This window comes from Gemmobacter denitrificans (assembly GCF_036964905.1).
Classification (GTDB): Bacteria; Pseudomonadota; Alphaproteobacteria; order Rhodobacterales; family Rhodobacteraceae; genus Gemmobacter; species Gemmobacter denitrificans.
The window spans coordinates 25,724-47,964 of record NZ_JBALHR010000007.1 but is presented as its reverse complement, the minus strand read 5'-3'; the positions used below and the strand labels follow the sequence as shown (position 1 = coordinate 47,964).

The following is a 22,241-nucleotide window of genomic DNA, read 5'->3' as shown; positions in this document are numbered from 1 at the left end:
CTGTGCGACGGGTTGGTGATGGGCCATCTGATCCAATGTCCCAAGCACATTGGTCAGTTCGACGAACGCATCGGCCATGCCCGGCGTCGCCCGAAAGACCGGTCAATCCTGCGCGCGCAGCACCCGCGCAGGGCGCACGGCCAAAGGCCGCAGCGCAAAGGCAAGCCCGGCCAGAAGCGTCGCCAGAACACCGCCGACAACGATGGCCAGCGCCGAGACGGGTTCGAAGACATAATCTCCTTCCATCACGAAGACCATGACGGCCCAACCCGCGATCCCTCCGGCAAGGATCGCCACTAGCCCCGCCGCCGCCCCCATCAGGCCCGCGCGCAAGGCAAAGCTGGTCAGTATCCGGGCGCGGGTTGCGCCCATGACCTTCAGGATCGCGGCCTCGTAGCTGCGGGCCTGTTCGCCCGCTGCCGCCGCACCGATCAGCACGACAAAGCCGGTTACCAGAACTGCAAGCGCCGCCCAGGCAGTTGCGGTGGCGATGGCATCCAGCGCCTCGGTCACCCGGGCGATGGCATCCCGTACGCGGACCGCCGTGATATTGGGCCATTCGCCGGCCAGATCGCGCAGGATGCGGGCTTCCTGATCTTCAGGCGCGTAGATGGTGGCGATATGGGTATGGGGTGCGCCCTGCAACGCGCCGGGGTTCAGCGTCATCACGAAGCCCATCCCGGCGGTGGAAAAATCCACCTCGCGCAAGCTGGTGATGGTGGCGGTGATGTCGCGCCCCAGCACGTTGATCGTGACGCTGTCGCCCAGTTTCAGCCCCATCTCCTCCGCCTCGGTCGCGGCAAAGCTGACCTGCGGCGGCCCGGCATAATCTGCGGGCCACCAATCCCCGGCCACCACCTTGGTATTGGCAGGCGGGGTGGCGGCATAGGTGATCCCGCGATCGCCGCGCACCACCCAATGTTCGCCCGCCACTTCGCGCGCCGGGCGGCCATTGATCTGCGTCAATACAGCACGCAACATCGGCGCGCTTTCCACCCGCGAAATCGCCGGGTCTGCTTTCACTTTTGCAAGAAACGGCGCGATCTGGTCGGGTTGGATATCCACAAAGAAATAGCTGGGCGCCAAGGTCGGCAGATCCCGGTCGATGGCTGAACGCAGGTTGGAATCAATCTGGCCAACCGCTGCCAGAACCGACAGGCCAAGCCCGAGCGAGAGGATAACCGACACCGCCTCGCCCCGCGGGGCGGCAATGGCACCAAGGGCGGCACGCAGTGCAACCCAACCGCGGGCCCGCCGCGCCGCGCCCCGCGCCAAGCGCCGCAATCCCAATGCGGCAAGCGTCAGGATCGCCAGCGCAGCCAGCACGCCCCCGGCAACACCAAGCGCAAGCGCCCACATGCCCGACAACCAGACTGCACCGCCGACCAGCGCAAACGCGGTGATCACGATGGCCAACATCACACCAGCACGCGGACGCCCGCCGCCCCCTGCCCCGCGATACAGCGCGGCGGCCTTTACCCCTTCGACCCGCGCCAGTGGCCAGAGCGTGAACAACAGCGCCGTCAGCGCGCCATAGCCTGCCGCCTCGATCAACGGGCGGGGATACAGTCCAAAGGCCACCGGAAAGGGCAGTTGCGCCGCGATGACCGGCCCCGCCAGCAAAGGCAAAGCCGCGCCGATCACCAAACCGATGGCGATGCCAATTCCCGCGAGAACGCCGATCTGCAGCAGGTAGATGCGGAAGATCAGCCGGCCTTCGGCCCCCAGCGTGCGCAGGGTGGCGATCACCGGCACCTTGCCCTCCAGATAGGCGCGCACCGCCGCAGAAACCCCGACACCGCCCACAGCCAACCCGGCCAGACCGACCAGCACAAGGAAAGCCCCGATCCGTTCGACAAAGCGTTCCACACCCGGCGCGGCGCGGCGCTTGTCAGACCAGCGCAGGCCGGTCTGGGTGAATTTCGCTTCGGCCTCGGCCTGCAGCGCGGCAAGGTCTGCAGTTTCGGGCAGATCAAGCCGATATTCGGTTTCGTAAAGTGACCCCGGAACAATCAGGCCCGATTGCACCAGATCGGTTGTTTTTACGATGGTGGCGGGCGCAAGGCCAAACCCCCCGTTCGAGCTGTCAGGCTGACGGATCAGGGCGGCGCTGACGTGAAATTCTTGCGTGCCAAGACGCATGACAGCACCCGGGGCAAGCCCCATGCGATCCATCAGCACCCGATCCACCACGGCACCGGGCAGCCCGTCGTGTGGGGCCAACGCCTCGGCCATGCCCAGTGCTGGCTCCAGTTGCACCGCGCCTTCCAGAGGATACAGGTCATCCACCGCCGTGACCTGCGTCAGCGCACGCTCATCACCCACAGCCAGCATGGAGCGAAACTCCACCACCTCGGACACACGGGTGGCGATCCTGTCCATGAAGGCGCGTTCGGCTGGTTCGGCAAAGCGATAGGTGAATTCCATCTGCGCATCGCCGCCCAGCAACACGGCACCCTGATCGCGCAGGCCGCCTTCTATCGCGGCGCGCACCATACCAACGGCGGCAATCGCCGCCACCCCAAGCGCCAGACAGATCAGAAAGATGCGGAAACCCTGCAGACCGCCGCGCAATTCGCGCCGGGCCAGACGCCATGCAAGGCCGGTCATGCTGCCACCCGACCATCGACCAGACGCACGACCCGGTCACAGCGGGCGGCAAGGTCCGGTGCATGGGTCACCAGAACCAGCGTCGCGCCATGCCGGTCGCGCAGGGCGAACAGCATGTCCATGATCGCGGCCCCGTTGGTCGCATCCAGATTGCCGGTCGGCTCGTCCGCCAGCAGGATGGCCGGGCGCGGCGCGGCGGCGCGTGCCAGCGCAACACGCTGCTGTTCCCCGCCCGACATCTGCGCCGGATAGTGATCCAGGCGATGACCCAGGCCGACAGCGCGCAGTTCCGCCTCGGCCCTGTCAAAGGCATCGCGATGGCCAGCCAGTTCCAGCGGCACCGCCACGTTTTCCAGCGCGGTCATCGCGGGGATCAGGTGGAAGCTCTGGAACACCACCCCCATGTTGCCCCTACGGAACCGGGCCAGCGCATCTTCGTCCATCGCGCCCAGGTCCTGCCCCAATGCCGCGACGCGCCCCCCCGTTGCCCGTTCCAGCCCGCCCATCAGCATCAGCAGCGAAGATTTGCCCGACCCGGATGGCCCGACCAGCCCGACAGTCTGGCCGCGATCAACTGTCAGCGAAATACCCTTGAGTATCTCGACCGCCCCGGCATTTCCGGCCAATGTCAGCCGCGCATCTTCCAATGCCAGAATCGGATCGCCCATGGTCTCTGCCCTTCGCCTTGCCTGTTGTCTGTCATATGGGGCGCGCCGCGCGCTTGGCAAAGCCCTGATCCCGCTGCTTTTCGCCATTTCCGGCGCTGCCGCCGCGGAAACCACCGAAATCGTGGCCTTGGGCGACAGCCTGACCGCGGGCTATGGCCTGGCCGAGGGCGAGGGGTTTGTGCCGCAACTGCAGGGCTGGCTGGTGGCCAACGGTCTGGACGTGCGTGTGGTGAATGCGGGGGTTTCGGGGGATACGACGGCAGGCGGCCTGTCGCGGCTGGACTGGTCGCTGACACCGGAAACCGATGTGCTGATTGTGGCGCTTGGCGGGAATGATCTGCTGCGCGGGCTCGACCCGGGCATGAGCCGGTCAAATCTGGATGCCATCCTGACCACGGCCACCGCGCGGGGCCTGAAAGTGTTGCTGGTGGGGCTGCCCGGCCCTGCGAATTACGGCCCCGACTGGAAGGCAGAATTCGATGCGATCTTTCCCGATCTGGCGGCCAAACATGGCGTGGCAATGGAGCCGAATTTCATGGCCGGTCTGGCCGAGGCCGCCGGGGGCACCGACCCTGCCACGATCCGCCCGCTGATGCAGGCTGACGGCATCCACCCAAATTCCGAAGGGGTGAAAGCGATCGTGGGCTATCTGGGGCCGAAGCTGCGTGATCTGCTGGCCAACTGACCGCAGATCACGCGCGGCCGTTCAGGCCACCTTCAGCACGATCTTGCCGATATGGCCCGAGCTTTCCATCCGCGCATGGGCGGCGGGGGCCTCGGTCAGCGGGAATTCGCTGTCCATCACCGGGCGCAGCGCGCCCTTCGCAATCAATGGCCAGACCTGTTCGGCCAGATCGCGGGCATAGCGCGCCTTGGCCAGATCGCTCTGCGGCCGCAGGGTCGAACCGGTGATGGTCAGACGGCGGGTCATCACCTCGGCGAAGTTCAGTTCCACCTTGGGGCCTTGCAGAAAGGCGATCTGCACCAGCCGCCCGTCATCGGCCAGCGCCTTCACATTGCGCGGCAAATAGCTGCCGCCCACCATGTCAAGGATCAGGTTCGCGCCGCCTTCGGCCTTCATCAGCGCCACGAAATCTTCGGACCGGTAGTTGATCGCGCGCTCTGCCCCCAGATCAAGGCAGGCCTTGCATTTGTCATCAGATCCGGCAGTGGCAAAAACCCGGGCGCCCAGAGCGCGGGCCAACTGGATCGCCGTCGTGCCAATGCCTGACGATCCGCCATGAACCAGAAACCGTTCGCCCGCTTTCAGCCCGCCGCGCAGCACCACGTTCGACCAGACGGTGAAACAGGTTTCCGGCAGGCAGGCGGCTTCGCGCAGCGCCATGCCTTCGGGCACTGGCAGGGCGTGGTCTTCCGGGCAGATCGCATATTCCGCATAGCCGCCACCGGGGAGCAGCGCGCAAACAGCATCACCCACCTGCCAGCGCGTCACACCCGGCCCGACGGCGGCCACATGGCCCGCAGCCTCCAGCCCCGGCAAGGGCGAGGCAGTGGGGGGCGGGGCGTAAAGACCGGCACGCTGCAGGGCATCGGGGCGGTTTACCCCGGCATAGGCGACCCGGATCAGGATCTGGCCGTGGCCCGGCACCGGCACCGTGACCTGTACGGGTTTCAGCACCTCGGGCCCACCGGGGGCCGAGATTTCCATGGCTTGCATCACATGCGGAGGAGGAAGCGTCATAGCGGGTCTTTCATGGTTCCGGGAAGATCATCGGGCCTGTGCGGTGCGCGGATGCCAGACAGCAGTTTCATCGGCCCGGCCAGCAGCGCGCGCGTCAGCGGATTGGCCTGCAGCCCGGCCTTGAGCTTTTCGAACTGCATCACGTTTTCGATGCGGCGATCCAGAAATTCGCGGGTGTTCTGCTGGCCGGGGCTGTCATCGCCCAGCCAGAACAGCACAGTGGCAGAATAGACCGCAGACAGGGTGGCCCGCTTGGAATACCAGTTCAGATCGTCGGATGTATCGCCCAGGGCCGTCCAGATCGCATCGGCAGTGCCCCAGATCGCCTTGCCCCCTTCTGCTGCATTGTGCGGCAGCGCAAAGAAGGTGGTGCCCCGCCGGACCAGTTCCTTGTCCTCGACCAGATCCAGCCGGGCCATCACAGCCGCCGCAATCCGGTCGCGAAAGCGCAGGCTTCCCAGATCCATATCGGCCAGCCGGGCCACCATGCACGCATCGCCCTTACGGTGATAGGCCAGCGCCAGATCCAGCGGCCCGCGCGGGAACAGCGCCGCCCCCAAGGCCGGGTCAATTCCCGAATCGGTCAGCGCCGCCTTCAGTGTGGCATCGGACCAGCCATCAAAGGGCACATGTGGCAAAGCCGCCTCAAGCACACGCATTGCCGGGGATTGTTCGGTCATCGGCCTCTCCTTTGCCGTGATGCTAGACAAGTCGGCCGGGCTTTGCTATGGCCCGCCTGCCTGCACATATAGTGCAACTCTAGCTTAGGAAGGTGGTGACAACCACATGCAGGTCAGCGTTCGTGACAATAACGTCGAACAGGCGCTCCGCGCCCTGAAGAAGAAACTTCAGCGCGAAGGCGTGTTCCGCGAAATGAAGCTCAAGCAGCATTTCGAAAAGCCTTCCGTCAAGAAGGCCCGTGAGCAAGCCGAAGCCGTCCGCCGTGCACGCAAACTCGCACGGAAGAAGGCACAGCGCGAAGGCGCTCTCTGAGAGACGTGTCTGAGCACTGGGCGGGGTAACCCGCCAGTCAAGGGAACCCCCGTCCTTCGGCCGGGGGTTTTTCTTTGGGCTGTTTCTGCCTAGCTCAGAACCAGATCGCCCCGATCAAGTTCGGGTAAACCCTGCAATTGCGCCAGAAGCTGTGCCGCCGCCGCACCATTGCCATCGCGGTCGAACCACAGGCGCCCGGTGTCACGGTCATAGATCAGGTGCTGGTCGGCGGTTTCGGCAGCCGCGCCGACATGGAATTCTGCAGCAGAGATGGCTTTGCCCAAGACGAGGAAGGGCCGCCCGTCCAGAACCAGTCGGTCCGTCGCCCCGAAATCGCCGATGCGGTCGCCTTCCGCCGCGCGCAGGATGAAGCTGTCGGCACCGGCCCCGCCTGTCAGATCATCGCGCCCCGCTCCGCCATCCAGCCTGTCGGAACCAGCCCCACCTGACAGCGTGTCGCGGCCCTGCCCGCCGGACAGAATGTCATTGGCCTTTCCCCCGTCCAGCTGGTCATTGCCCGCCCCGGCATTGATCCGGTCGCGCCCCGCCCCTCCGAACAGAAGGTCATCCCCCCGCAGCCCGTTCAGCGTATCGTGGCCGCCCAGCGCCAGCAGATGATCGGCGAAATCAGTGCCGGACATGGCATTGCTGCTGGCCGTTCCCAACTGGCGGGCCGGATTGGCGTCAGGCGTATCGCTGAACCAGACATGCATGATGGTGCGCCCATTGGCCAGCCGGTCGATTCCGACGCCGATGGCAGTCCAGCTGAAATCGGCCCAGACGCCTGTGTTGCGGATCACCGCGTCATGGCCGGGTGAGCCTTTCCATGAGGCCAGCGCCGCCGACGGAGTGGTGACCCCGCCGAGTTCGGTGGAAATTTCAAAACCGAACCCTTCAAAACCTGTGCCCAGGCGTTCGGGCGCGTGCCACATGATCTCGGGCTGGCGATGGTCGGAAAAGTAAGGGGCGTCAGACCAGCTGTGCAGATTGGCCCCATCGGGCAGGTCGAGCCGAGGTTGCCAGATATTGGCGACCGTATCCGTTGCATGGCGTCCGGCCGTTATGGTCAGGGCATCGGACAGCGGAATGGCCGCCAAACCGTTTTCGGCACGATAATCCATGATCAGCCGATACAGCGTCATTTCCTCGGCTGACAGGGTGTCATTGGCGGTGGGCGCGTAGATATCAACGGTCATGGCACGCTCCGGCAAGCTTTCGGCCCGTAGTCCAGCACGAAGATATTCAAAAATCAACTTTGCCCGGCTTCACAGACCATATCACACTACAAACGCGGTGGTCTTCAGCACCGTGCGCAGCGCGAAAGAGCTTTGCATCTGCGCAACCCCCGGCAGGCGCGACAGGTATTGCCGATGGATGCGGGCGAAATCTTCGGTATCCTGCACCACGATTTTCAACAGATAATCCGCACTGCCCGCCATCAGGTGACATTCCAGAATGTCGGGGATACGCGCCACTTCGCGTTCAAACGCATCCAGCAGTTCATCCGCCTGTCCCTGCAGAGTGATTTCCACAAAGACCGTGGTCGGGCGGCCCAGCCGACGCGCATCAAGCAGGGCAACATAGCCTGCGATGTATCCCTCCTCTTCAAGCCGCTGCACCCGCCGGTGACAGGCAGAGGCAGACAGGTTCACCTGTTCGGACAATTCGGCATTGGTGATCCGTCCGTTCTTCTGCAACACGGTCAGGATGCGGCGGTCTGTTGCGTCAAGTTCCATGGCTTTGGTGATTTCTTTCCTGAATTGGCGGCATTGTCGAAGTAAATTACCATCAGCCCATCGCGAAGGGCCAGAGAATTCAAACTTCTTGCGCCGATTCTGGCTCAGGCTGATGGCACAGGCCCGCGCGGGGAGGTGCGGGCGATCAGGGAGAAACGCAATGAAGATCGGTTGCCCGAAAGAAATCAAACCGCAGGAATTTCGCGTGGGCATGACGCCCGATGCCGTCCGCGAGGCGGTGGGTCATGGTCACGCGGTGGTGATGGAAACCAAGGCCGGGATGGGCGCGGGGTTCACGGATGAGGATTACATCGCAGCAGGCGCGACGATCCTTGGCACGGCAGAAGAGCTCTTTGCCCAGGCCGACATGATCGTGAAGGTGAAGGAGCCGCAGGCGGTGGAGCGCAAGCGGCTGCGCGAGGGGCAGGTGCTATTCACCTATCTGCATCTGGCCCCGGACCCGGAGCAAACCCGCGATCTGCTGGACAGCGGCGTGACCGCGATTGCCTATGAAACCGTGACCGATGATCGTGGCGGCTTGCCGCTCTTGGCACCGATGTCCGAAGTGGCCGGGCGGCTTGCGCCGCAGGTGGGCGCCTGGACTCTGCAAAAGGCCAATGGCGGGCGCGGCGTGCTGCTGGGCGGCGTGCCGGGCGTGCTGCCTGCCAAGGTGCTGGTGATCGGCGGCGGGGTGGTGGGCACCCATGCGGCCAAGGTCGCCGCCGGTATGGGCGCCGATGTGACGGTGATCGACCGTTCGGTGAACCGGCTGCGCTATCTGGATGATGTCTTCGGGCGCGAGTTCAAGAATGCCTATGCCAGCGCAGGCAATACCATTGCGTTGGCGCGCGAAGCCGATCTGATCATCGGCGCGGTGCTGATCCCGGGTGCGGCGGCGCCCAAGCTGATCTCCCGTGCGCAGCTCAAGGAACTGAAACCCGGCGCGGCACTGGTGGATGTGGCGATCGACCAGGGTGGCTGTTTCGAGACCAGCCGCGCCACCACCCACCAGGACCCGATCTATGAGGTGGACGGCATCATGCATTACTGCGTGGCCAATATGCCGGGCGCGGTGGCGCGCACCTCGACCCAGGCGCTTGGCAATGCCACCATGCCCTTCATGCTGGCCTTGGCCGACAAGGGCTGGAAACGCGCCTGCGCCGAAGACAAGCACCTGCTGAACGGGCTGAATGTTCATGCCGGCAAGTTGACCTATGAGGCAGTGGGCGTGGCGCTGAACCTGCCGACGATCGCGGCGGCAGACGCGCTGACGATCTGATCCGCCGAGCGACGGAACTTGGCCGCTGACGCGTATCATGGGGCACCCGATCACAGGTGCCCCATGTTTCCTTCAAGATATCGACCTTCGACCCTGATCCTCTGGATCGTTCTTGCCCTGCCGTCACTGGGCATGATTGGCCCGCTGTTTGGCGATGACCCGCGCGCCTTTCATCGGCTGCTGCACCCAACCGGCGAATTTGCCGCGCGTTTCATGATCATCGGCATGATGGCCTCGGGGCTGATGCTGCTGTTTCGCAGGGCAGGCTGGACCCGATGGCTGCTGCATCATCGGCGCGACATCGAAGTCGCGGCCTTTGCCTATGCCGCATTGCATACCGTGATCTATGTGATCGACCGGGGCACGCTGGACCGCGTTCTGGAAGCCCTGCCCCGCCCGGATATCTGGACAGGCTGGGCCGCCATGCTGATCTTTCTGCCGCTCGCGGCCACCTCGAACACCTTGTCGCAGCGCTGGCTGCGTTCGGGATGGAAAAGCTTGCAACGCTTGGCCTGGCCTGCGGCGGTGCTGGTGCTGATCCACTGGGCAGCCTTGCATGACTGGGGTGGCTGGCCCCCGGCCGCCGTGCATTTCGGGCCGCTGCTGGCACTTTGGGCCTATCGGCTCTGGTACTGGTATCTGCGTCCGCGCCGCCCCGCCGTTGCCTGACGGAACATGGAAAACGGCCCGCAGGCTAGGCTGCGGGCCGTGTATTCAGGCCGGTCTGGCCTTACTTCTTCAATGCGACAAGAATTTCCTTCAGCAGGTCCACCTCGGTCGGGCCAGCGGGCGCAGCCGGGGCTTCTTCCTTTTTCGGCATCAGCTTGTTCACGGTGCGCACGATCAGGAACACCACCCAGGCAATGATCAGGAACTTGATCACGGCATTGATGAAGTTACCGACATTGAAGCGCGCATCGCCGATCGAGAAGCCGACCGACGAAAAATCGATGCCACCGATGATCATCCCGATCAGCGGATTGACCAGATCGTCCACCAGCGAGGTAACGATGGCGGTAAAGGCCGCACCGATGATCACCCCGACCGCGAGATCAAGCACGTTCCCGCGCGAGATGAATGCCTTGAATTCGTTCAACATGTATAGGCCCCTTTGTCCTTCGTCCGTCGGGGTGCCTCCAGCACGGGCCCCCGGTTGTTTTTGACGCGCATTTGCGCGACATCACTATGACACACAGACTCCTGTCCTGTGATGGGGAATTCTGCGTGTCGGGCATCAGAAGCGGCGTGTATTTGCAGCCTGTTGCGCTTTCTGGCATAGGGCGGCAAGCCCGAACCCGGCGGAGGCACCCATGGCTGACGATCTCCATACGCGCGAAGATGACCACGGCCACGACGACGGCCTTGATGGTGATATTCATCCGCTGTTCCACGGCGCCCCGGCCTCGACCGAATTTCGCAAACTGCGCAAGCGTCTGGTGCGCGAAGTTCGCGCGGCAATCGATCATTACGGCATGATCGAACGCGGTGCGCGGTGGCTGGTGTGCCTGTCAGGGGGCAAGGACAGCTATACCCTGCTGGCTGTGCTGCACGAATTGCAATGGCGTGGCCTGCTGCCGGTAGATTTGTTGGCCTGCAATCTGGATCAGGGGCAGCCCAATTTTCCCGCCACGGTCCTGCCCGAATTTCTGGCCCGCATGGGCGTGCCCCATCGTATCGAATATCAGGACACCTATTCGGTCGTGATGGACAAGATCGGGCCGGGCAAGACCATGTGTTCGCTCTGTTCCCGCCTGCGGCGCGGCAATTTGTATCGCATCGCCCGCGAGGAAGGCTGTTCGGCGGTGGTGCTGGGCCATCATCGCGACGACATCCTGGAAACCTTCTTCATGAACCTGTTCCATGGCGGGCGGCTGGCCACGATGCCACCAAAGCTCTTGAACGAAGAGGGCGACCTGTTCGTCTATCGCCCGCTGGCCTTCGTGGCCGAGGCAGATTGCGAAAAATTCGCCAAGGCCATGAATTACCCGATTATTCCCTGCGATCTTTGCGGCAGTCAGGAAGGATTGCAGCGCCAGCAGGTCAAGCAGTTGCTGGATGGCTGGGAAAGCCGCAGCCCAGGGCGGCGGCAGGTGATGTTCCGCGCCTTGATGAATGCCCGGCCCTCGCATCTGCTCGACCCGGGGGTGTTTGATTTTGCCGGCTTGCAACGTGTGACTGGATCAGTTGAAGAAAATCCTCCGCAATTGAAGGGCTTCGATTAACGAAACCGTGAAGGTGATTCCCCTACCCTGAGCGCGACCAGGGCATGGGCGCCCCGGCAGACGGAGACGGGGTTCGGCATGCAAAGAAGGCTGGGGCAGCGCGGCTGGGACAAGATCAGGTTCGGCCTTGGCGTTTTGCGGCGACCGGAATTCCTGATCTTCCTGCCGGCCTTGACCCTTGCCGCTTTCTGGATTGGTGGCGAACGTGCGCTGCTGGTTGTGGCGCTGATTGCCCCGCTGATCTTTCTGCTGGGCAGCGCCATCCGCCCGGAGGACACCGCCCCCCCCGCCCCCGAAACGCTGGATGGTCTGGGCTTGCGTCCGCAGATGGTCCAGACGCTGGACCGGGTGCTGCAGGAAGCCCCGGTTACCGGGCGTAACACAGCCTGCATCGTTCTGATGTTTGATGATGCTGACAGCCTGCTGGATCGGCATGGCAGGGCAGCCCAGGGCGAGGTGCTTGCCCGCAGTGCTGAACGCTTGTCGGCTGCGCTGCGTCAGGGCGACATGCTGGTCCGACTGGAAGGTGGCGGTTTTGCCATCGCCCTTGCTCCGCAGCGTCGGCTGGAACTGGAAACTCTGGTGCAGCTTTCCGCGCGCCTGCAATCTGCCGTCGCCCCCCCCATCAGCGTGAATGGGATCAGGATTTATGTCAGCTGCTCGGTCGGGTTCTGCCTTGGGGCACAGCTGGCCACCCCCTCGGGCAAAGCCCTGCTGGATGCCGCACAGGTTGCTGCGGCAGAGGCCCTGCGCAACGGACCCGGCGCAATTCGCGGCTATGCCCATGACATGCCGCGTCGGCGCGCAGACCGGGATGCGCTGCGTGCAACGCTGGAAACGGCGCTGGACGAAGGTCAGATCCGCCCCTGGTTCCAACCACAGGTATCCACCGATTCGGGAACCATCACCGGGTTCGAGGCCCTGGCCCGCTGGCACCACCCTGAACGCGGAGTGGTTCCTCCGGCCGAATTCCTCAGCGCCATTGAAGAGGCGGGGCTGATCGAACGTCTGGGCGAGGTCATGCTCTATCATGCTCTGGCGGCGCTGGTCCGCTGGGACAAGGCCGGGCTGCATATCCCGCGTATCGGAGTGAACTTCTCGGGTCCGGAACTGCGCAATCCGCGCCTGGTGGAACGCCTTCAGTGGGAGTTGGAACGGTTTGATCTGTCGCCAGACCGGCTGGCGGTCGAGGTTCTGGAGACTGTGGTGGCAACCACCGAAAATGACATCATCGTGCAGAATATCGATGCTCTGGCACGGCTGGGCTGCTGCATTGATCTGGATGATTTCGGCACCGGCCATGCCGCCATCGGCAATATCCGCCGCTTTGCCGTGACACGGCTGAAAATTGACCGCAGCTTCGTCAAGAAGGTGGATGAAGACCGCGACCAGCAGAAAATGGTGGCTGCCATCCTGTCGCTGGCGGAACAGCTGGGTCTGGAAACCCTGGCCGAAGGCGTGGAGACCCCCGGAGAACACGCCATGCTGGCGCAACTGGGCTGCGGCCATGTTCAGGGATTCGGCATCGGGCGTCCCATGCCCTTCGACCAGACGATGGACTGGATCACCAGCTTCCGGGCACGCCAACCCAACCCGCCACGCATCGGATCGCGCGCGGGGTAACCCCCGCGCTCTGTCAATTGGCCCCGATTTCCTGCCGGATGGGGTAAACCCGCCCGCAAAACCGCTTGACCTTTCGCCCCCCCTTCTGTTGAACCACGCTGACCCTGACAGGGCCAACCTGACAAAGGACGGTGGGGATCGCAAATGGACGATCAGAACAAGAATCTCATTCTGGCAACTGCACTCAGCTTCCTTGTGATCCTGGTGTGGTTCGTGCTGTTCCCGCCGGAAGAGCCGGTCGCCGACGCGAATGCCCCGGCAGTGATCACCCAACAGGCCGAAACGACACCGGCGGCTGACACCGTGCCTGCACAGGGCGAAATCGCCGCCGTGCCGGAAGCCCAGCGCCTGCCGATTGATACGCCGCGGCTGCAGGGCTCGATCTCGCTGGATGGTGCCCGGATCGACGACCTGTCGCTGAAAGCCTATCGCGCCACGCTTGATCCCGATGCGCCGATTGTGCGGCTGCTGTCGCCGGTCGGCCAGCCCCACGCTTATTATGCGGTCTATGGCTGGACCCCGGGCGGCGCGCTTGATTTCGCAGATGTGCCCGGGGCCACAACCCAATGGCAACTGGCCGAGGGCGATACGTTGGCGCCCGGCAAGCCTGTCAAACTGCAATGGCAGAACGCCAAAGGCCTGGTCTTCACCCGCAGTATCGCGATTGACGACGATTATCTGTTTACCGTCACCGATTCCGTGCAGAACACCGGGGCCGAGGCCCAGACCCTGCAGCCCTATGGTGTGATCGCGCGCCACGGCAAACCGGGGGATCTGCAGAATTTCTTCGTGCTGCACGAAGGAGTGGTGGGACGGACCGACGGCAAGCTGGCCGAGGTGGATTACGATGATGTCGCCGCCCTGCCGGTTGTCGCACGCGAAGGCGCTCAGGCCGAGGTGATCGACGCCACAACCGATGGCTGGATTGGCTTTACCGACAAATACTGGATGGCCGTGCTGGTGCCCGAACAGGGCAAGCCCTTCACCGCCGTCACCAAATACAATGCACAGGCCGATATCTATCAGACCGAAACCCGGCTGCCCGCCCTCACCGTGGCTCCGGGGGCTGCGGTCGAGGTCAGTTCACAGCTCTTTGCCGGGGCCAAGGAATGGGAAACCATCCGCGCCTACGAAAAATCCGGTATCGCGGGTTTCCTCGATTCGATCGACTGGGGCTGGTTCTTCTTCCTGACCAAACCGATCTTTGCCCTTCTGCACTGGCTCAACCTGCAGATCGGGAACATGGGCTGGGCCATCATCGCCCTGACCTTCGTTCTGAAGCTGCTGGTGCTGCCGTTGGCCTATAAATCCTATGTCAGCATGGCACGGATGAAGGAACTGCAGCCCGAGGTGGAGGCGCTGAAGGAGCGCTGCGGCGAAGACAAGGCCCGCATGCAGAAGGAAATGATGCAGCTCTACAAGGACAAGAAGGTCAATCCTGCGGCGGGCTGTCTGCCCATCCTGATCCAGATCCCGATCTTCTTTGCCCTGTACAAGGTGATCTTCGTCACGCTGGAACTGCGTCACGCGCCGTTCTTCGGCTGGCTGACCGACCTGTCGGCACCGGATTCCTCGTCGCTGTTCAACCTGTTCGGCCTGATGCCCTGGGCAGCACCGGAACAGGGCAGCATGCTGGCGCTGATCTTCATTGGTATCCTGCCGATCCTGCTGGGCATTTCCATGTGGCTGCAGCAAAAGCTGAACCCGGCACCCGCCGATCCGGCCCAAGCGATGATCTTTGCCTGGATGCCCTGGGTCTTCATGTTCATGCTGGGCAGCTTCGCCAGCGGGCTTGTGGTGTACTGGATCACCAACAACATGATTACCTTCACACAGCAGTATGCGATCATGCGCAGCCATGGGCACAAGCCCGACATCTTCGGCAATATCCGGGCCAGCTTTGCACGAAAGCCCGCTCCGGCTGCACCCCCGGCGAAAGGCAAGAAATGACGGCGCGGCTTGACCGGATCATCCGCCACCCGATCAAAAGCCACGGACGCGAAGACCTCGCGTCCGTTCGGCTTTTGGCGGGGGCGGCACTGCCCTGGGATCGGCATTGGGCTGTCGCCCATGAGGCGGCGCGGCTGGTGCCGGGCTGGAACCCCTGCGTGAACTTTGCGCGGGGCGCCAAGGCCCCCGCGCTGATGGCCATTGCGGCTCAGCTGGATGAAGGTTCGGGCACGCTGACCCTGACCCACCCGGACCGCCCTGCCCTGACCTTCCGCCCCGATGATCCCGCAGATCAGCCGGGCTTTCTGGACTGGGTACGACCGCTGAATCCGGAAAACCGGGCGCAACCGACACAGATCCTGCAGGCTGGGGTCGCGATGACCGATACCGATTATCCTTCGGTGTCGATCCTGAATCTGGCGTCAAATCATGCGCTCGGCGCGCATATGGGGATGGAGCTTTCGCCCCATCGCTGGCGCGGAAATCTCTGGGTCGATGGCTGGGCGCCGTGGCAGGAATTCGATCTGATCGGACGGCGGCTTCGCATTGGTGCGGCGCTGCTTGAGGTGCGCGAACCGATCACCCGCTGTAACGCCACCCGCGCCAATCCCGATACGGGCCGGATCGAAGGCGACACCCTGGCCGCCTTGCAAACCCATTGTGATCATCAGGATTTCGGCGTTTATGCCGTGGTTCTGGAACCCGGGCAGATCGCCACGGGGGACGAGGTGACCCTGACATGACTGCCCTGCCATTCCCGTTGGCCCCCGAACCCGATGATTTCGCGCGCGAGCGCGGACGGCTGATGTTTGCGGGCCCTGTCGATTTCGTCAAAGGCGTCGTCGCCATGTCCGGCCTGCCCCCGGCAGATCGGGTCGAGGTCTGCTTTGCTGGGCGCTCAAACGTCGGGAAATCCAGCCTGATCAACGCCTTGACCGGGCGCAAGAACCTGGCGCGCGCCTCCAACACGCCGGGCCGCACGCAAGAGATCAACTTCTTCTCGCTGGGCGAGGCCCGCTATGTGGTGGACCTTCCGGGCTATGGCTTTGCCGAGGCCCCGGTGGCCACGGTGCGCAAATGGCAGGAACTGCTGAAGCAATATCTGCAAGGCCGCCAGACCCTGCGCCGGGCCTTCGTGCTGATCGATTCGCGCCATGGCGTGAAGTCGGTGGATGAGGAGATCATGACCCTTCTCGACAAATCCGCCGTCACCTTTCAGGTGGTGATGACCAAGATGGACAAGCTCGCCCGCCCCGAGCGCGAGAAGAACCTTGACCAAACGCGCGCTGCTCTGGCCAAACACCCCGCCGCCTACCCTGAGATCGTGATGACGAGTTCGGAAAAGGGCGACGGGATCGAAACGCTGCGCGCCATCATCGCGGGGCTGGAATGAGCCTTGCACAGGTGGCCATTGGCGGTGCGCTTGGGGCTTCGCTGCGCTATGGGGTGGGTCTTGCCCTGCCGCGCGGTGGCTTTCCCTGGCATACGCTGACGGTCAATGTGCTGGGCTCGGCCCTGATGGGCTTTCTGATGGTGTGGCTGGCGCATCGCGGTCACCAGAATCTTGGGCCCTTTCTGATGACCGGCCTTCTGGGTGGCTTCACCACCTTTTCGGCCTTTTCCATGGATACAATGGCGCTGATCCAGCGCGGGCAGGTGCTTTCCGCCTGTCTTTATGTGGCGGGCTCGGTCCTGCTGTCCCTTGCGGCCTTTGCCTTGGCCGCCCAGTTGACCCGGAGCCTTGCATGAGCGGCGTGACATATGAAACCGTATCGGCAGATGAGGGCGAACAGCGGCTGGACCGTTGGTTCAAGCGCCGCTTCCCGCAGGTGACCCAGGGCAATATCGAAAAGATGTGCCGCACCGGGCAGGTGCGCGTCGATGGCGGCCGCGCCAAGGCCTCGGACCGCGTGGCGCCGGGCATGGTGATCCGCGTGCCGCCCCTGCCCGAGGCCGAGGCCCCGGTCTATGCCAAACCCGAAGGCATCAGCGCCGCTGACGCCAAGATGATTCAGGCCTGCGTCCTCTACAAGGACGAGCATATGATCGTGCTGAACAAGCCCGCAGGCCTGCCCTCGCAGGGCGGCTCGGGCCAGGGCGATCGCCATGTCGATGGTCTGACCGATGCGCTGAAATTCGGCTACAAGGATCGCCCGAAACTGGTCCACCGGCTAGATAAGGATACTTCGGGTGTCTTGATGCTGGCCCGCACCGACCGCGTGGCCCGCGCGCTGTCGGAATCGCTGCGCCATCGCCAGACCCGCAAGATTTACTGGGCTTTGGTCGCGGGTGTGCCGCATCCCCGGCAGGGCAGCATCAAATACGGGCTGATGAAAAGCGGCGGGCGCGGCGACAACGAAAAGATGGTCTGCATCCATCCTGCCAAGATGAGCGATTACCCGGATGCCAAGCGGTCGCATACCGATTACTTCACCCTCTGGTTCCTCGGCACCCGCATGTCCTGGATGGCGCTGGAGCCGATCACCGGCCGCACCCACCAGCTGCGCGCGCATATGGCGGAACTTGGCCATCCCATTCTGGGTGATGGCAAATATGGCGGTTCCTCAACCGAGAACCTGGGCGATGGATGGGGCGCGGGCGCGGGCGGCGATCTGTCGCGCAAGCTGCATCTGCATGCCCGCCGCCTGACGGTGGAACACCCGATCCTGAAAACCGAGATGACCTTCACCGCCCCCCTGCCCGAGCATATGGCCCGCACCTGGAAGCTGCTCGACTGGAACGAGGGCGACGTGCCGGAAGACCCGTTCGAAAAGCTGCACTGATGTCTGCCTGGAAGCAAAAACGATTCTGGAAAACCGCCACCCCTGTGGCTGTCGAGGGTGGCTTTACCGTCACGCTCGATGGGCGTAGCGTGAAAACCCCTGCCAAGACGCTGGTGGTGGTGCCGTCAATGGCGTTGGCGGAACTGATCGCCGCCGAATGGGATGCGCAACAGGGCGTCGTGCGCCCTGAAACCATGCCCACCACGCGGATGGCGAACTCGGCGCTGGACAAGGTGGCCCCCCAGCACGCCGCAGTTGCCGACATGCTGGCCGACTATGCCGGTTCCGATCTGCTGTGTTACCGCGCACCCGGACCACAGGCCCTGATCGACCGGCAGGCCCGGGCCTGGGATCCGCTGCTGGACTGGGCAGCCCTCCGGTTCGGCGCGCGGCTGACCACCGCATCGGGCGTGATGCATGTCGCGCAAGACCCCGCCGCGCTTGCCTCTCTGCGTTTGGCCATCCACCGGCAGACCATCTTTCAACTGGCAGCCCTGCATGACCTGATCGCCATCACCGGATCGGCAGTGCTGGGTCTTGCGATTGCCGAACGCCATGTGACGGCGGATGAGGCCTTTCAGATCAGCCGAATCGATGAACACTGGCAGGCCGAACAATGGGGCCGCGACGATGAGGCCGAGGCGATCGAAACCGGAAAACGTATCGCGCTGATTGAAGCCGCCCGATTCCACGGATTGTGCCCGTAACAATCTTGCACGTTTGCCTGCCTCAATGCGTGCATCTTGCGCAGCAAGGCAGCAAACCCGGGCCGATCCCCCCTGTTAGCGCCAACGCAGACCTTTCACTTGACGGCTCAAAGCGCTTTGCAGAAAACTGTTCGGCACTGAGAGGGGAACCCCTCCATCAGTTTTCGCCCCGGTCACAGGGGCTTCATAACAGCCGCCCGCAAACGGGCGGCACTCAGGAAGAGGTACGCATGAAAAAATCGGTTTTCCTTGGCACCCTGTCGGCTGCCGCTGTGGTTGCTGGCATTGCCGGCGCAGGCACGCTTGACGACGTGAAAGCCCGCGGCGAGCTGATCTGCGGGTCCAATACCGGCCTGACCGGTTTCGGCGCCCCGGATGCCAACGGCCAGTATCAGGGCTTTGACGCCGCACTGTGCAAGGCGCTTGCTGCAGCTGTTCTGGGCGATGCGTCCAAGGTCAAGTTCGTGCCGACCACCGGCGAAACCCGCTTCACCGCGCTGGCTTCGGGCGAAGTGGACGTGCTGATCCGCAACTCCACCTGGACCTTCTCGCGCGATGTGGACCTCAAGTTCGATTTCGTCGCCGTGAACTACTATGACGGCCAGGGCTTCATGGTGAAGAAGGATCTGGGCGTGTCGTCGGCGAAGGAACTGGATGGCGCGACCATCTGCATCCAGACCGGCACCACGACCGAGCTGAACCTGGCCGACTTCTTCAAAGCCAACAACATCAGCTACACCCCGGTGAACATCGCGGACGATTCGGAAGGCCAGCGCCAGTATCTGGCCGGGGCTTGCGACGCCTACACCACCGACGCATCGGGCTTGGCCGCTTCGCGCGCCACCATGCCGGACGCTGAAAACCACATCATCCTGCCGGAAATCATCTCGAAAGAGCCGCTGGGTCCGGTCGTGCGCCATGGCGACAACCAGTGGGGCGATATCGTCCGCTGGACCTATTTCGCGCTGGTTGCTGCCGAAGAATATGGTGTGAACAAGGCCAATCTGGAAGAAGTTGCAGCCACCACCACCAACCCGGAAATCAAGCGTCTGCTGGGCACCGAAGGTGATCTGGGCGCGATGCTGGGTCTGGACAAGGAATTCGCCAAGCGCGCGATCGCCGCGAATGGCAACTATGGTGAAATCTTCGAAGCCAATATCGGTTCGGGCACCCCGATCGGTCTGGCCCGTGGCCTGAACGCGCTGTGGACCCAGGGCGGCCTGCAATACGCTCCGCCCTTCCGCTGATCGGAACGGGCATCAAGCCGGGCGGGGGGTTCCCCGCCCGGTTTCATTGAACGCGCGGCCTGCACCGTCCGACCAAGCGCACCGGCCAAAGCCGGGCACGGGCAGGCCTCAGGGGGTACATCACAATGGCATTCGTCCAGGACACGCCGAAAGCAGACTTTCGGCTGAGTATGCTTATCTATGACACGCGGTATCGGTCGCTCACCATCCAGGTGGTGGTTCTGGGCCTTTTCCTGCTGTTTCTGTCCTGGCTGGTGAACAACACCATCCAGAACCTTGCCGCCAAGGACCGGACGTTCGAGTTCGGCTTTCTCTGGGCGCGCGCCGGCTATGACATCAACCAGACGCTGATCAGCTATACCAACGACAGTCCGCACTATCGGGCCGCCATGGTGGGGCTGCTGAACACCCTGCTGGCAGCGGTGATCGGCTGCGGACTTGCCACGGTGATCGGTGTCATTGTTGGCGTGCTGCGCCTGTCGAAAAACTGGCTCGTGGGCCGGATGATGACGGTCTATGTCGAAATGTTCCGCAACGTACCGGTTTTGTTGTGGATTCTGTTGGCCTTCACCATCCTGTCCGAGGCCACGCCCGAACCTTCGGCCTATCGCGTCACAGATGCCATGATCGCCGCAGGCGAGGCGCCCAAGGCGTCAATGCTGCTGAATGACAGTCTGGCAATCACCACCCGCAGCACCAATATTCCCGCCCCGATGGTGGATAATGGCCTGCCCCGGCTTGAATTTCTGGGCCTGTCGCTGAATTCCAACGTCCTGGCCTTCCTGATCGTCTTCGGGGGCAGCCTTTATGCAAACAGCCTGCTGCGGGCCCATGCCAAGCGTGTGCAGGAAGAAACAGGTGTCCGCCCGACGACCTGGTGGAAATCGCTGGCTGTTCTGGTGCTGCCCACGGCAGCGCTCTTGTGGTGGCTGGGCTTCCATCTGGATTACCCGACCCTGACGCGTTTCAACTTCAAGGGCGGGATCGAAGTCGGACACAGCTTCACCGCGCTGACCATCGCGCTTGCGCTTTATACAGCGGCCTTCATCGCCGAAATCGTGCGCGCCGGGATCATGGCAATTTCGCGCGGTCAATCGGAAGCCGCCGCCGCCCTTGGCCTGCGCCCGGGCCGCACCATGAGCCTGGTGATCCTGCCGCAGGCGTTGCGGGTCATCATCCCGCCGCTGATTTCGCAATACCTCAACCTGACCAAGAACACCTCTCTGGCAATTGCCGTGTCCTACATGGACCTGCGCGGCACGCTGGGGGGCATCACGCTGAACCAGACCGGCAAGGAACTGGAATGCATGCTGTTGATGATGGCCATCTATCTGACCATCAGCCTCATCATCTCGTCGCTGATGAACATGTTCAACCGGGCCGTGCGCCTGAAGGAGCGCTGAGATGTCGAACAACATGACATATGTGCGCACCGAAATGCTGCCCGCCCTGCCCCCGCCTGCGGGCCAGGGGGGCGTGGTCAAATGGCTGCGCGAAAACCTGTTTTCCGGCCCGCTGAATACAGTGCTGACAATTCTGGGCGGCGTGGCGCTGCTCTGGATAGCCAGCCATGTGATCCCTTGGCTGCTGCATTCGGTCTGGAACGCCAATTCGCTGAGCGAATGCCGCGAGATCATCACCGCAACTTGGGGCCCTGACGCGACGGGCGCCTGTTGGGCGATGGTGCGCGAACGCTGGCACCAATACATGTTCGGCTTCTACCCGCAGGACCTGTACTGGCGACCGACCTTGGCCTTTGTGCTGATGTTCGTGGCATTGGCCCCGGTGCTGTTCACCCATCTGCCGCGCAAGATGCTTTGGTTTACCGGGCTTTACCCGGCCATCGCCTTCTGGCTGCTGTGGGGTGGGTCGATCTGGGCTCCGGTCGTGGCGATGCTGGGCTTTGCGGTCATGGCCATTGTGTTCCGTATCGGCTCGCCGCGTCTGGGTGTACCGGTTTCGGCCGGGCTTGGTGTGCTGGCAGCGGCTTTCTGGTGGCTGTTTCTGCAATCAGAGCTGTCGGGTAACCTGCAATCTGCCATACCACTCAGCATTGAATCCGTGGACAGCGATCAATTCGGTGGGTTCCTCCTGTCAGTGGTGATCGGCGTTACAGCAATTTCGGCATCGCTGCCCATGGGCATCCTGCTGGCACTGGGACGTCAGTCCGACATGCTGCTGGTCCATTCGCTTTCGGTCGGGTTCATCGAATTCATCCGGGGGGTGCCGCTGATCACGCTGCTGTTTACCGCGTCGTTGCTGCTACAATACTTCCTGCCGCCCGGATCGAATTTCGACATCATCCTGCGCGTCATCATCCTGGTGACCCTGTTCGCGGCGGCCTATATCGCCGAGGTGATCCGGGGCGGCCTCGCGGCCCTGCCGCGCGGGCAATACGAGGCGGCGGATGCGCTCGGGCTTGATTACTGGCAGGCACAGCGGCTCATCGTCATGCCGCAGGCGCTCAAGATCTCTATCCCCGGCATCGTGTCCAGCTTCATCGGGCTGTTCAAGGATACCACGCTGGTGGCCTTTGTCGGTCTGGCTGATCCGCTGAAAGGCATCACCCAGATCGTGCGTTCGGACATCAACTGGAAGGGCATCTACTGGGAGCCCTACATCTTTGCCGGCGCCATCTTCTTCCTCATCTGCTTTGGCATGTCCCGCTACTCCATGTGGCTGGAACAGAAGCTGAAGACCGATCACCGTTAAGGGGGCCTT

General features: G+C 63.2%; 21 protein-coding genes and 1 pseudogene. 15 read left to right on the top strand and 7 right to left on the bottom strand.

Annotated features, from left to right (window positions below; translation table 11 throughout):
- Positions 1 to 102: 102 nt before the first annotated feature.
- A complete protein-coding gene (locus V6590_RS12420; protein ID WP_335423531.1) occupies positions 103 to 2,610 on the bottom strand; it encodes an ABC transporter permease in 2,508 nt (835 codons plus the stop codon).
- Positions 2,607 to 3,278, bottom strand: coding sequence for an ABC transporter ATP-binding protein (locus V6590_RS12415; protein WP_335423530.1), 672 nt, complete (start codon positions 3,276 to 3,278; stop codon positions 2,607 to 2,609). Before V6590_RS12415 ends, V6590_RS12420 begins: the two co-directional genes overlap by 4 nt.
- Between V6590_RS12415 and V6590_RS12410 the strand changes: the two genes are divergently transcribed.
- Positions 3,277 to 3,963, top strand: a complete 687-nt coding sequence (locus tag V6590_RS12410; RefSeq protein ID WP_335423528.1) for an arylesterase — start codon at positions 3,277 to 3,279, stop codon at positions 3,961 to 3,963. The genes V6590_RS12415 and V6590_RS12410 overlap by 2 nt on opposite strands.
- A gap of 21 nt (positions 3,964 to 3,984) precedes the next feature.
- Here V6590_RS12410 and V6590_RS12405 read toward each other — a convergent pair whose 3' ends face one another.
- Both V6590_RS12405 and V6590_RS12400 read right to left on the bottom strand, forming a co-directional pair.
- A complete protein-coding gene (locus V6590_RS12405; protein ID WP_335423525.1) occupies positions 3,985 to 4,980 on the bottom strand; it encodes an NAD(P)H-quinone oxidoreductase in 996 nt (331 codons plus the stop codon).
- A complete protein-coding gene (locus V6590_RS12400) occupies positions 4,977 to 5,660 on the bottom strand; it encodes a COQ9 family protein (protein ID WP_335423523.1) in 684 nt (227 codons plus the stop codon). The genes V6590_RS12405 and V6590_RS12400 overlap by 4 nt, the downstream gene beginning before the upstream one ends.
- Before the next feature lie 106 nt (positions 5,661 to 5,766).
- Between V6590_RS12400 and rpsU the strand changes: the two genes are divergently transcribed.
- Positions 5,767 to 5,973 (top strand): 30S ribosomal protein S21, encoded by a 207-nt coding sequence (gene rpsU / locus V6590_RS12395; protein WP_023666753.1) that lies wholly within the window; start codon positions 5,767 to 5,769, stop codon positions 5,971 to 5,973.
- A gap of 89 nt (positions 5,974 to 6,062) precedes the next feature.
- Here the strand turns inward: rpsU and V6590_RS12390 are convergent, their stop codons facing one another.
- Positions 6,063 to 7,169 carry a calcium-binding protein gene (locus V6590_RS12390; RefSeq protein ID WP_335423516.1) on the bottom strand — a complete coding sequence of 369 codons (1,107 nt, stop codon included), beginning with the start codon at positions 7,167 to 7,169 and terminating at the stop codon, positions 6,063 to 6,065.
- A gap of 81 nt (positions 7,170 to 7,250) precedes the next feature.
- Positions 7,251 to 7,709 (bottom strand): Lrp/AsnC family transcriptional regulator, encoded by a 459-nt coding sequence (locus V6590_RS12385; protein ID WP_335423514.1) that lies wholly within the window; start codon positions 7,707 to 7,709, stop codon positions 7,251 to 7,253.
- A gap of 160 nt (positions 7,710 to 7,869) precedes the next feature.
- Here V6590_RS12385 and ald point away from each other — a divergent pair, with 160 nt between their 5' ends.
- Both ald and V6590_RS12375 read left to right on the top strand, forming a co-directional pair.
- Positions 7,870 to 8,988, top strand: coding sequence for an alanine dehydrogenase (gene ald, locus V6590_RS12380; RefSeq protein WP_335423512.1), 1,119 nt, complete (start codon positions 7,870 to 7,872; stop codon positions 8,986 to 8,988).
- 63 nt (positions 8,989 to 9,051) lie between these two features.
- Positions 9,052 to 9,657, top strand: coding sequence for a protein-methionine-sulfoxide reductase heme-binding subunit MsrQ (locus V6590_RS12375; RefSeq protein ID WP_335423511.1), 606 nt, complete (start codon positions 9,052 to 9,054; stop codon positions 9,655 to 9,657).
- A gap of 61 nt (positions 9,658 to 9,718) precedes the next feature.
- On the opposite strand, the gene mscL is transcribed toward V6590_RS12375, so the two are convergent.
- Positions 9,719 to 10,087: a large-conductance mechanosensitive channel protein MscL gene (mscL, locus tag V6590_RS12370; RefSeq protein WP_335423508.1), complete on the bottom strand. Its 369-nt coding sequence runs from the start codon at positions 10,085 to 10,087 to the stop codon at positions 9,719 to 9,721.
- 211 nt (positions 10,088 to 10,298) lie between these two features.
- Between mscL and ttcA the strand changes: the two genes are divergently transcribed.
- The 11 genes and pseudogenes from ttcA to V6590_RS12315 all read left to right on the top strand — a co-directional run bounded on the left by ttcA (position 10,299) and on the right by V6590_RS12315 (position 22,232).
- The gene (ttcA, locus tag V6590_RS12365) at positions 10,299 to 11,210 is read left to right on the top strand and encodes a tRNA 2-thiocytidine(32) synthetase TtcA (protein ID WP_335423505.1); all 912 of its coding nucleotides are present in this window, start codon (positions 10,299 to 10,301) and stop codon (positions 11,208 to 11,210) included.
- Between the two features lie 78 nt (positions 11,211 to 11,288).
- On the top strand, positions 11,289 to 12,833 hold the full coding sequence (locus V6590_RS12360; protein WP_335423502.1) for a putative bifunctional diguanylate cyclase/phosphodiesterase: 1,545 nt from the start codon (positions 11,289 to 11,291) through the stop codon (positions 12,831 to 12,833).
- Between the two features lie 144 nt (positions 12,834 to 12,977).
- Positions 12,978 to 14,796 (top strand): annotated as a pseudogene (yidC, locus tag V6590_RS12355) (membrane protein insertase YidC).
- The gene (locus V6590_RS12350; protein WP_335423500.1) at positions 14,780 to 15,526 is read left to right on the top strand and encodes an MOSC domain-containing protein; all 747 of its coding nucleotides are present in this window, start codon (positions 14,780 to 14,782) and stop codon (positions 15,524 to 15,526) included. The pseudogene yidC and the gene V6590_RS12350 overlap by 17 nt, the downstream one beginning before the upstream one ends.
- Positions 15,523 to 16,176: a ribosome biogenesis GTP-binding protein YihA/YsxC gene (yihA, locus tag V6590_RS12345; protein WP_335423498.1), complete on the top strand. Its 654-nt coding sequence runs from the start codon at positions 15,523 to 15,525 to the stop codon at positions 16,174 to 16,176. The genes V6590_RS12350 and yihA overlap by 4 nt, the downstream gene beginning before the upstream one ends.
- Positions 16,173 to 16,532: a fluoride efflux transporter CrcB gene (gene crcB, locus V6590_RS12340; protein ID WP_335423496.1), complete on the top strand. Its 360-nt coding sequence runs from the start codon at positions 16,173 to 16,175 to the stop codon at positions 16,530 to 16,532. Before yihA ends, crcB begins: the two co-directional genes overlap by 4 nt.
- A complete protein-coding gene (locus tag V6590_RS12335; RefSeq protein ID WP_335423494.1) occupies positions 16,529 to 17,566 on the top strand; it encodes an RluA family pseudouridine synthase in 1,038 nt (345 codons plus the stop codon). The genes crcB and V6590_RS12335 overlap by 4 nt, the downstream gene beginning before the upstream one ends.
- Positions 17,566 to 18,273 carry an ATP12 family chaperone protein gene (locus tag V6590_RS12330; RefSeq protein ID WP_335423492.1) on the top strand — a complete coding sequence of 236 codons (708 nt, stop codon included), beginning with the start codon at positions 17,566 to 17,568 and terminating at the stop codon, positions 18,271 to 18,273. Before V6590_RS12335 ends, V6590_RS12330 begins: the two co-directional genes overlap by 1 nt.
- Before the next feature lie 230 nt (positions 18,274 to 18,503).
- Positions 18,504 to 19,520 (top strand): amino acid ABC transporter substrate-binding protein, encoded by a 1,017-nt coding sequence (locus tag V6590_RS12325; RefSeq protein ID WP_335423490.1) that lies wholly within the window; start codon positions 18,504 to 18,506, stop codon positions 19,518 to 19,520.
- A gap of 125 nt (positions 19,521 to 19,645) precedes the next feature.
- Positions 19,646 to 20,923 (top strand): amino acid ABC transporter permease, encoded by a 1,278-nt coding sequence (locus V6590_RS12320; RefSeq protein ID WP_335423487.1) that lies wholly within the window; start codon positions 19,646 to 19,648, stop codon positions 20,921 to 20,923.
- 1 nt (position 20,924) lies between these two features.
- Positions 20,925 to 22,232 (top strand): amino acid ABC transporter permease, encoded by a 1,308-nt coding sequence (locus tag V6590_RS12315; RefSeq protein ID WP_335423485.1) that lies wholly within the window; start codon positions 20,925 to 20,927, stop codon positions 22,230 to 22,232.
- Positions 22,233 to 22,241 lie beyond the last annotated feature (9 nt).

Bases quoted from the DNA above. Each gene is read 5' to 3' on its own strand.
- V6590_RS12360 (WP_335423502.1), top strand. From the start codon at position 11,289: ATGCAAAGAAGGCTGGGGCAGCGCGGCTGGGACAAGATCAGGTTCGGC.
- ttcA (WP_335423505.1), top strand. From the start codon at position 10,299: ATGGCTGACGATCTCCATACGCGCGAAGATGACCACGGCCACGACGAC.
- V6590_RS12335 (WP_335423494.1), top strand. From the start codon at position 16,529: ATGAGCGGCGTGACATATGAAACCGTATCGGCAGATGAGGGCGAACAG.
- V6590_RS12330 (WP_335423492.1), top strand. From the start codon at position 17,566: ATGTCTGCCTGGAAGCAAAAACGATTCTGGAAAACCGCCACCCCTGTG.
- V6590_RS12350 (WP_335423500.1), top strand. From the start codon at position 14,780: ATGACGGCGCGGCTTGACCGGATCATCCGCCACCCGATCAAAAGCCAC.
- V6590_RS12390 (WP_335423516.1), bottom strand. From the start codon at position 7,169: ATGACCGTTGATATCTACGCGCCCACCGCCAATGACACCCTGTCAGCC.
- V6590_RS12315 (WP_335423485.1), top strand. From the start codon at position 20,925: ATGTCGAACAACATGACATATGTGCGCACCGAAATGCTGCCCGCCCTG.
- V6590_RS12420 (WP_335423531.1), bottom strand. From the start codon at position 2,610: ATGACCGGCCTTGCATGGCGTCTGGCCCGGCGCGAATTGCGCGGCGGT.
- V6590_RS12375 (WP_335423511.1), top strand. From the start codon at position 9,052: ATGTTTCCTTCAAGATATCGACCTTCGACCCTGATCCTCTGGATCGTT.
- V6590_RS12410 (WP_335423528.1), top strand. From the start codon at position 3,277: ATGGTCTCTGCCCTTCGCCTTGCCTGTTGTCTGTCATATGGGGCGCGC.
- V6590_RS12320 (WP_335423487.1), top strand. From the start codon at position 19,646: ATGGCATTCGTCCAGGACACGCCGAAAGCAGACTTTCGGCTGAGTATG.
- rpsU (WP_023666753.1), top strand. From the start codon at position 5,767: ATGCAGGTCAGCGTTCGTGACAATAACGTCGAACAGGCGCTCCGCGCC.
- ald (WP_335423512.1), top strand. From the start codon at position 7,870: ATGAAGATCGGTTGCCCGAAAGAAATCAAACCGCAGGAATTTCGCGTG.
- V6590_RS12385 (WP_335423514.1), bottom strand. From the start codon at position 7,709: ATGGAACTTGACGCAACAGACCGCCGCATCCTGACCGTGTTGCAGAAG.
- V6590_RS12405 (WP_335423525.1), bottom strand. From the start codon at position 4,980: ATGACGCTTCCTCCTCCGCATGTGATGCAAGCCATGGAAATCTCGGCC.
- crcB (WP_335423496.1), top strand. From the start codon at position 16,173: ATGAGCCTTGCACAGGTGGCCATTGGCGGTGCGCTTGGGGCTTCGCTG.
- V6590_RS12415 (WP_335423530.1), bottom strand. From the start codon at position 3,278: ATGGGCGATCCGATTCTGGCATTGGAAGATGCGCGGCTGACATTGGCC.
- yihA (WP_335423498.1), top strand. From the start codon at position 15,523: ATGACTGCCCTGCCATTCCCGTTGGCCCCCGAACCCGATGATTTCGCG.
- V6590_RS12325 (WP_335423490.1), top strand. From the start codon at position 18,504: ATGAAAAAATCGGTTTTCCTTGGCACCCTGTCGGCTGCCGCTGTGGTT.
- V6590_RS12400 (WP_335423523.1), bottom strand. From the start codon at position 5,660: ATGACCGAACAATCCCCGGCAATGCGTGTGCTTGAGGCGGCTTTGCCA.
- mscL (WP_335423508.1), bottom strand. From the start codon at position 10,087: ATGTTGAACGAATTCAAGGCATTCATCTCGCGCGGGAACGTGCTTGAT.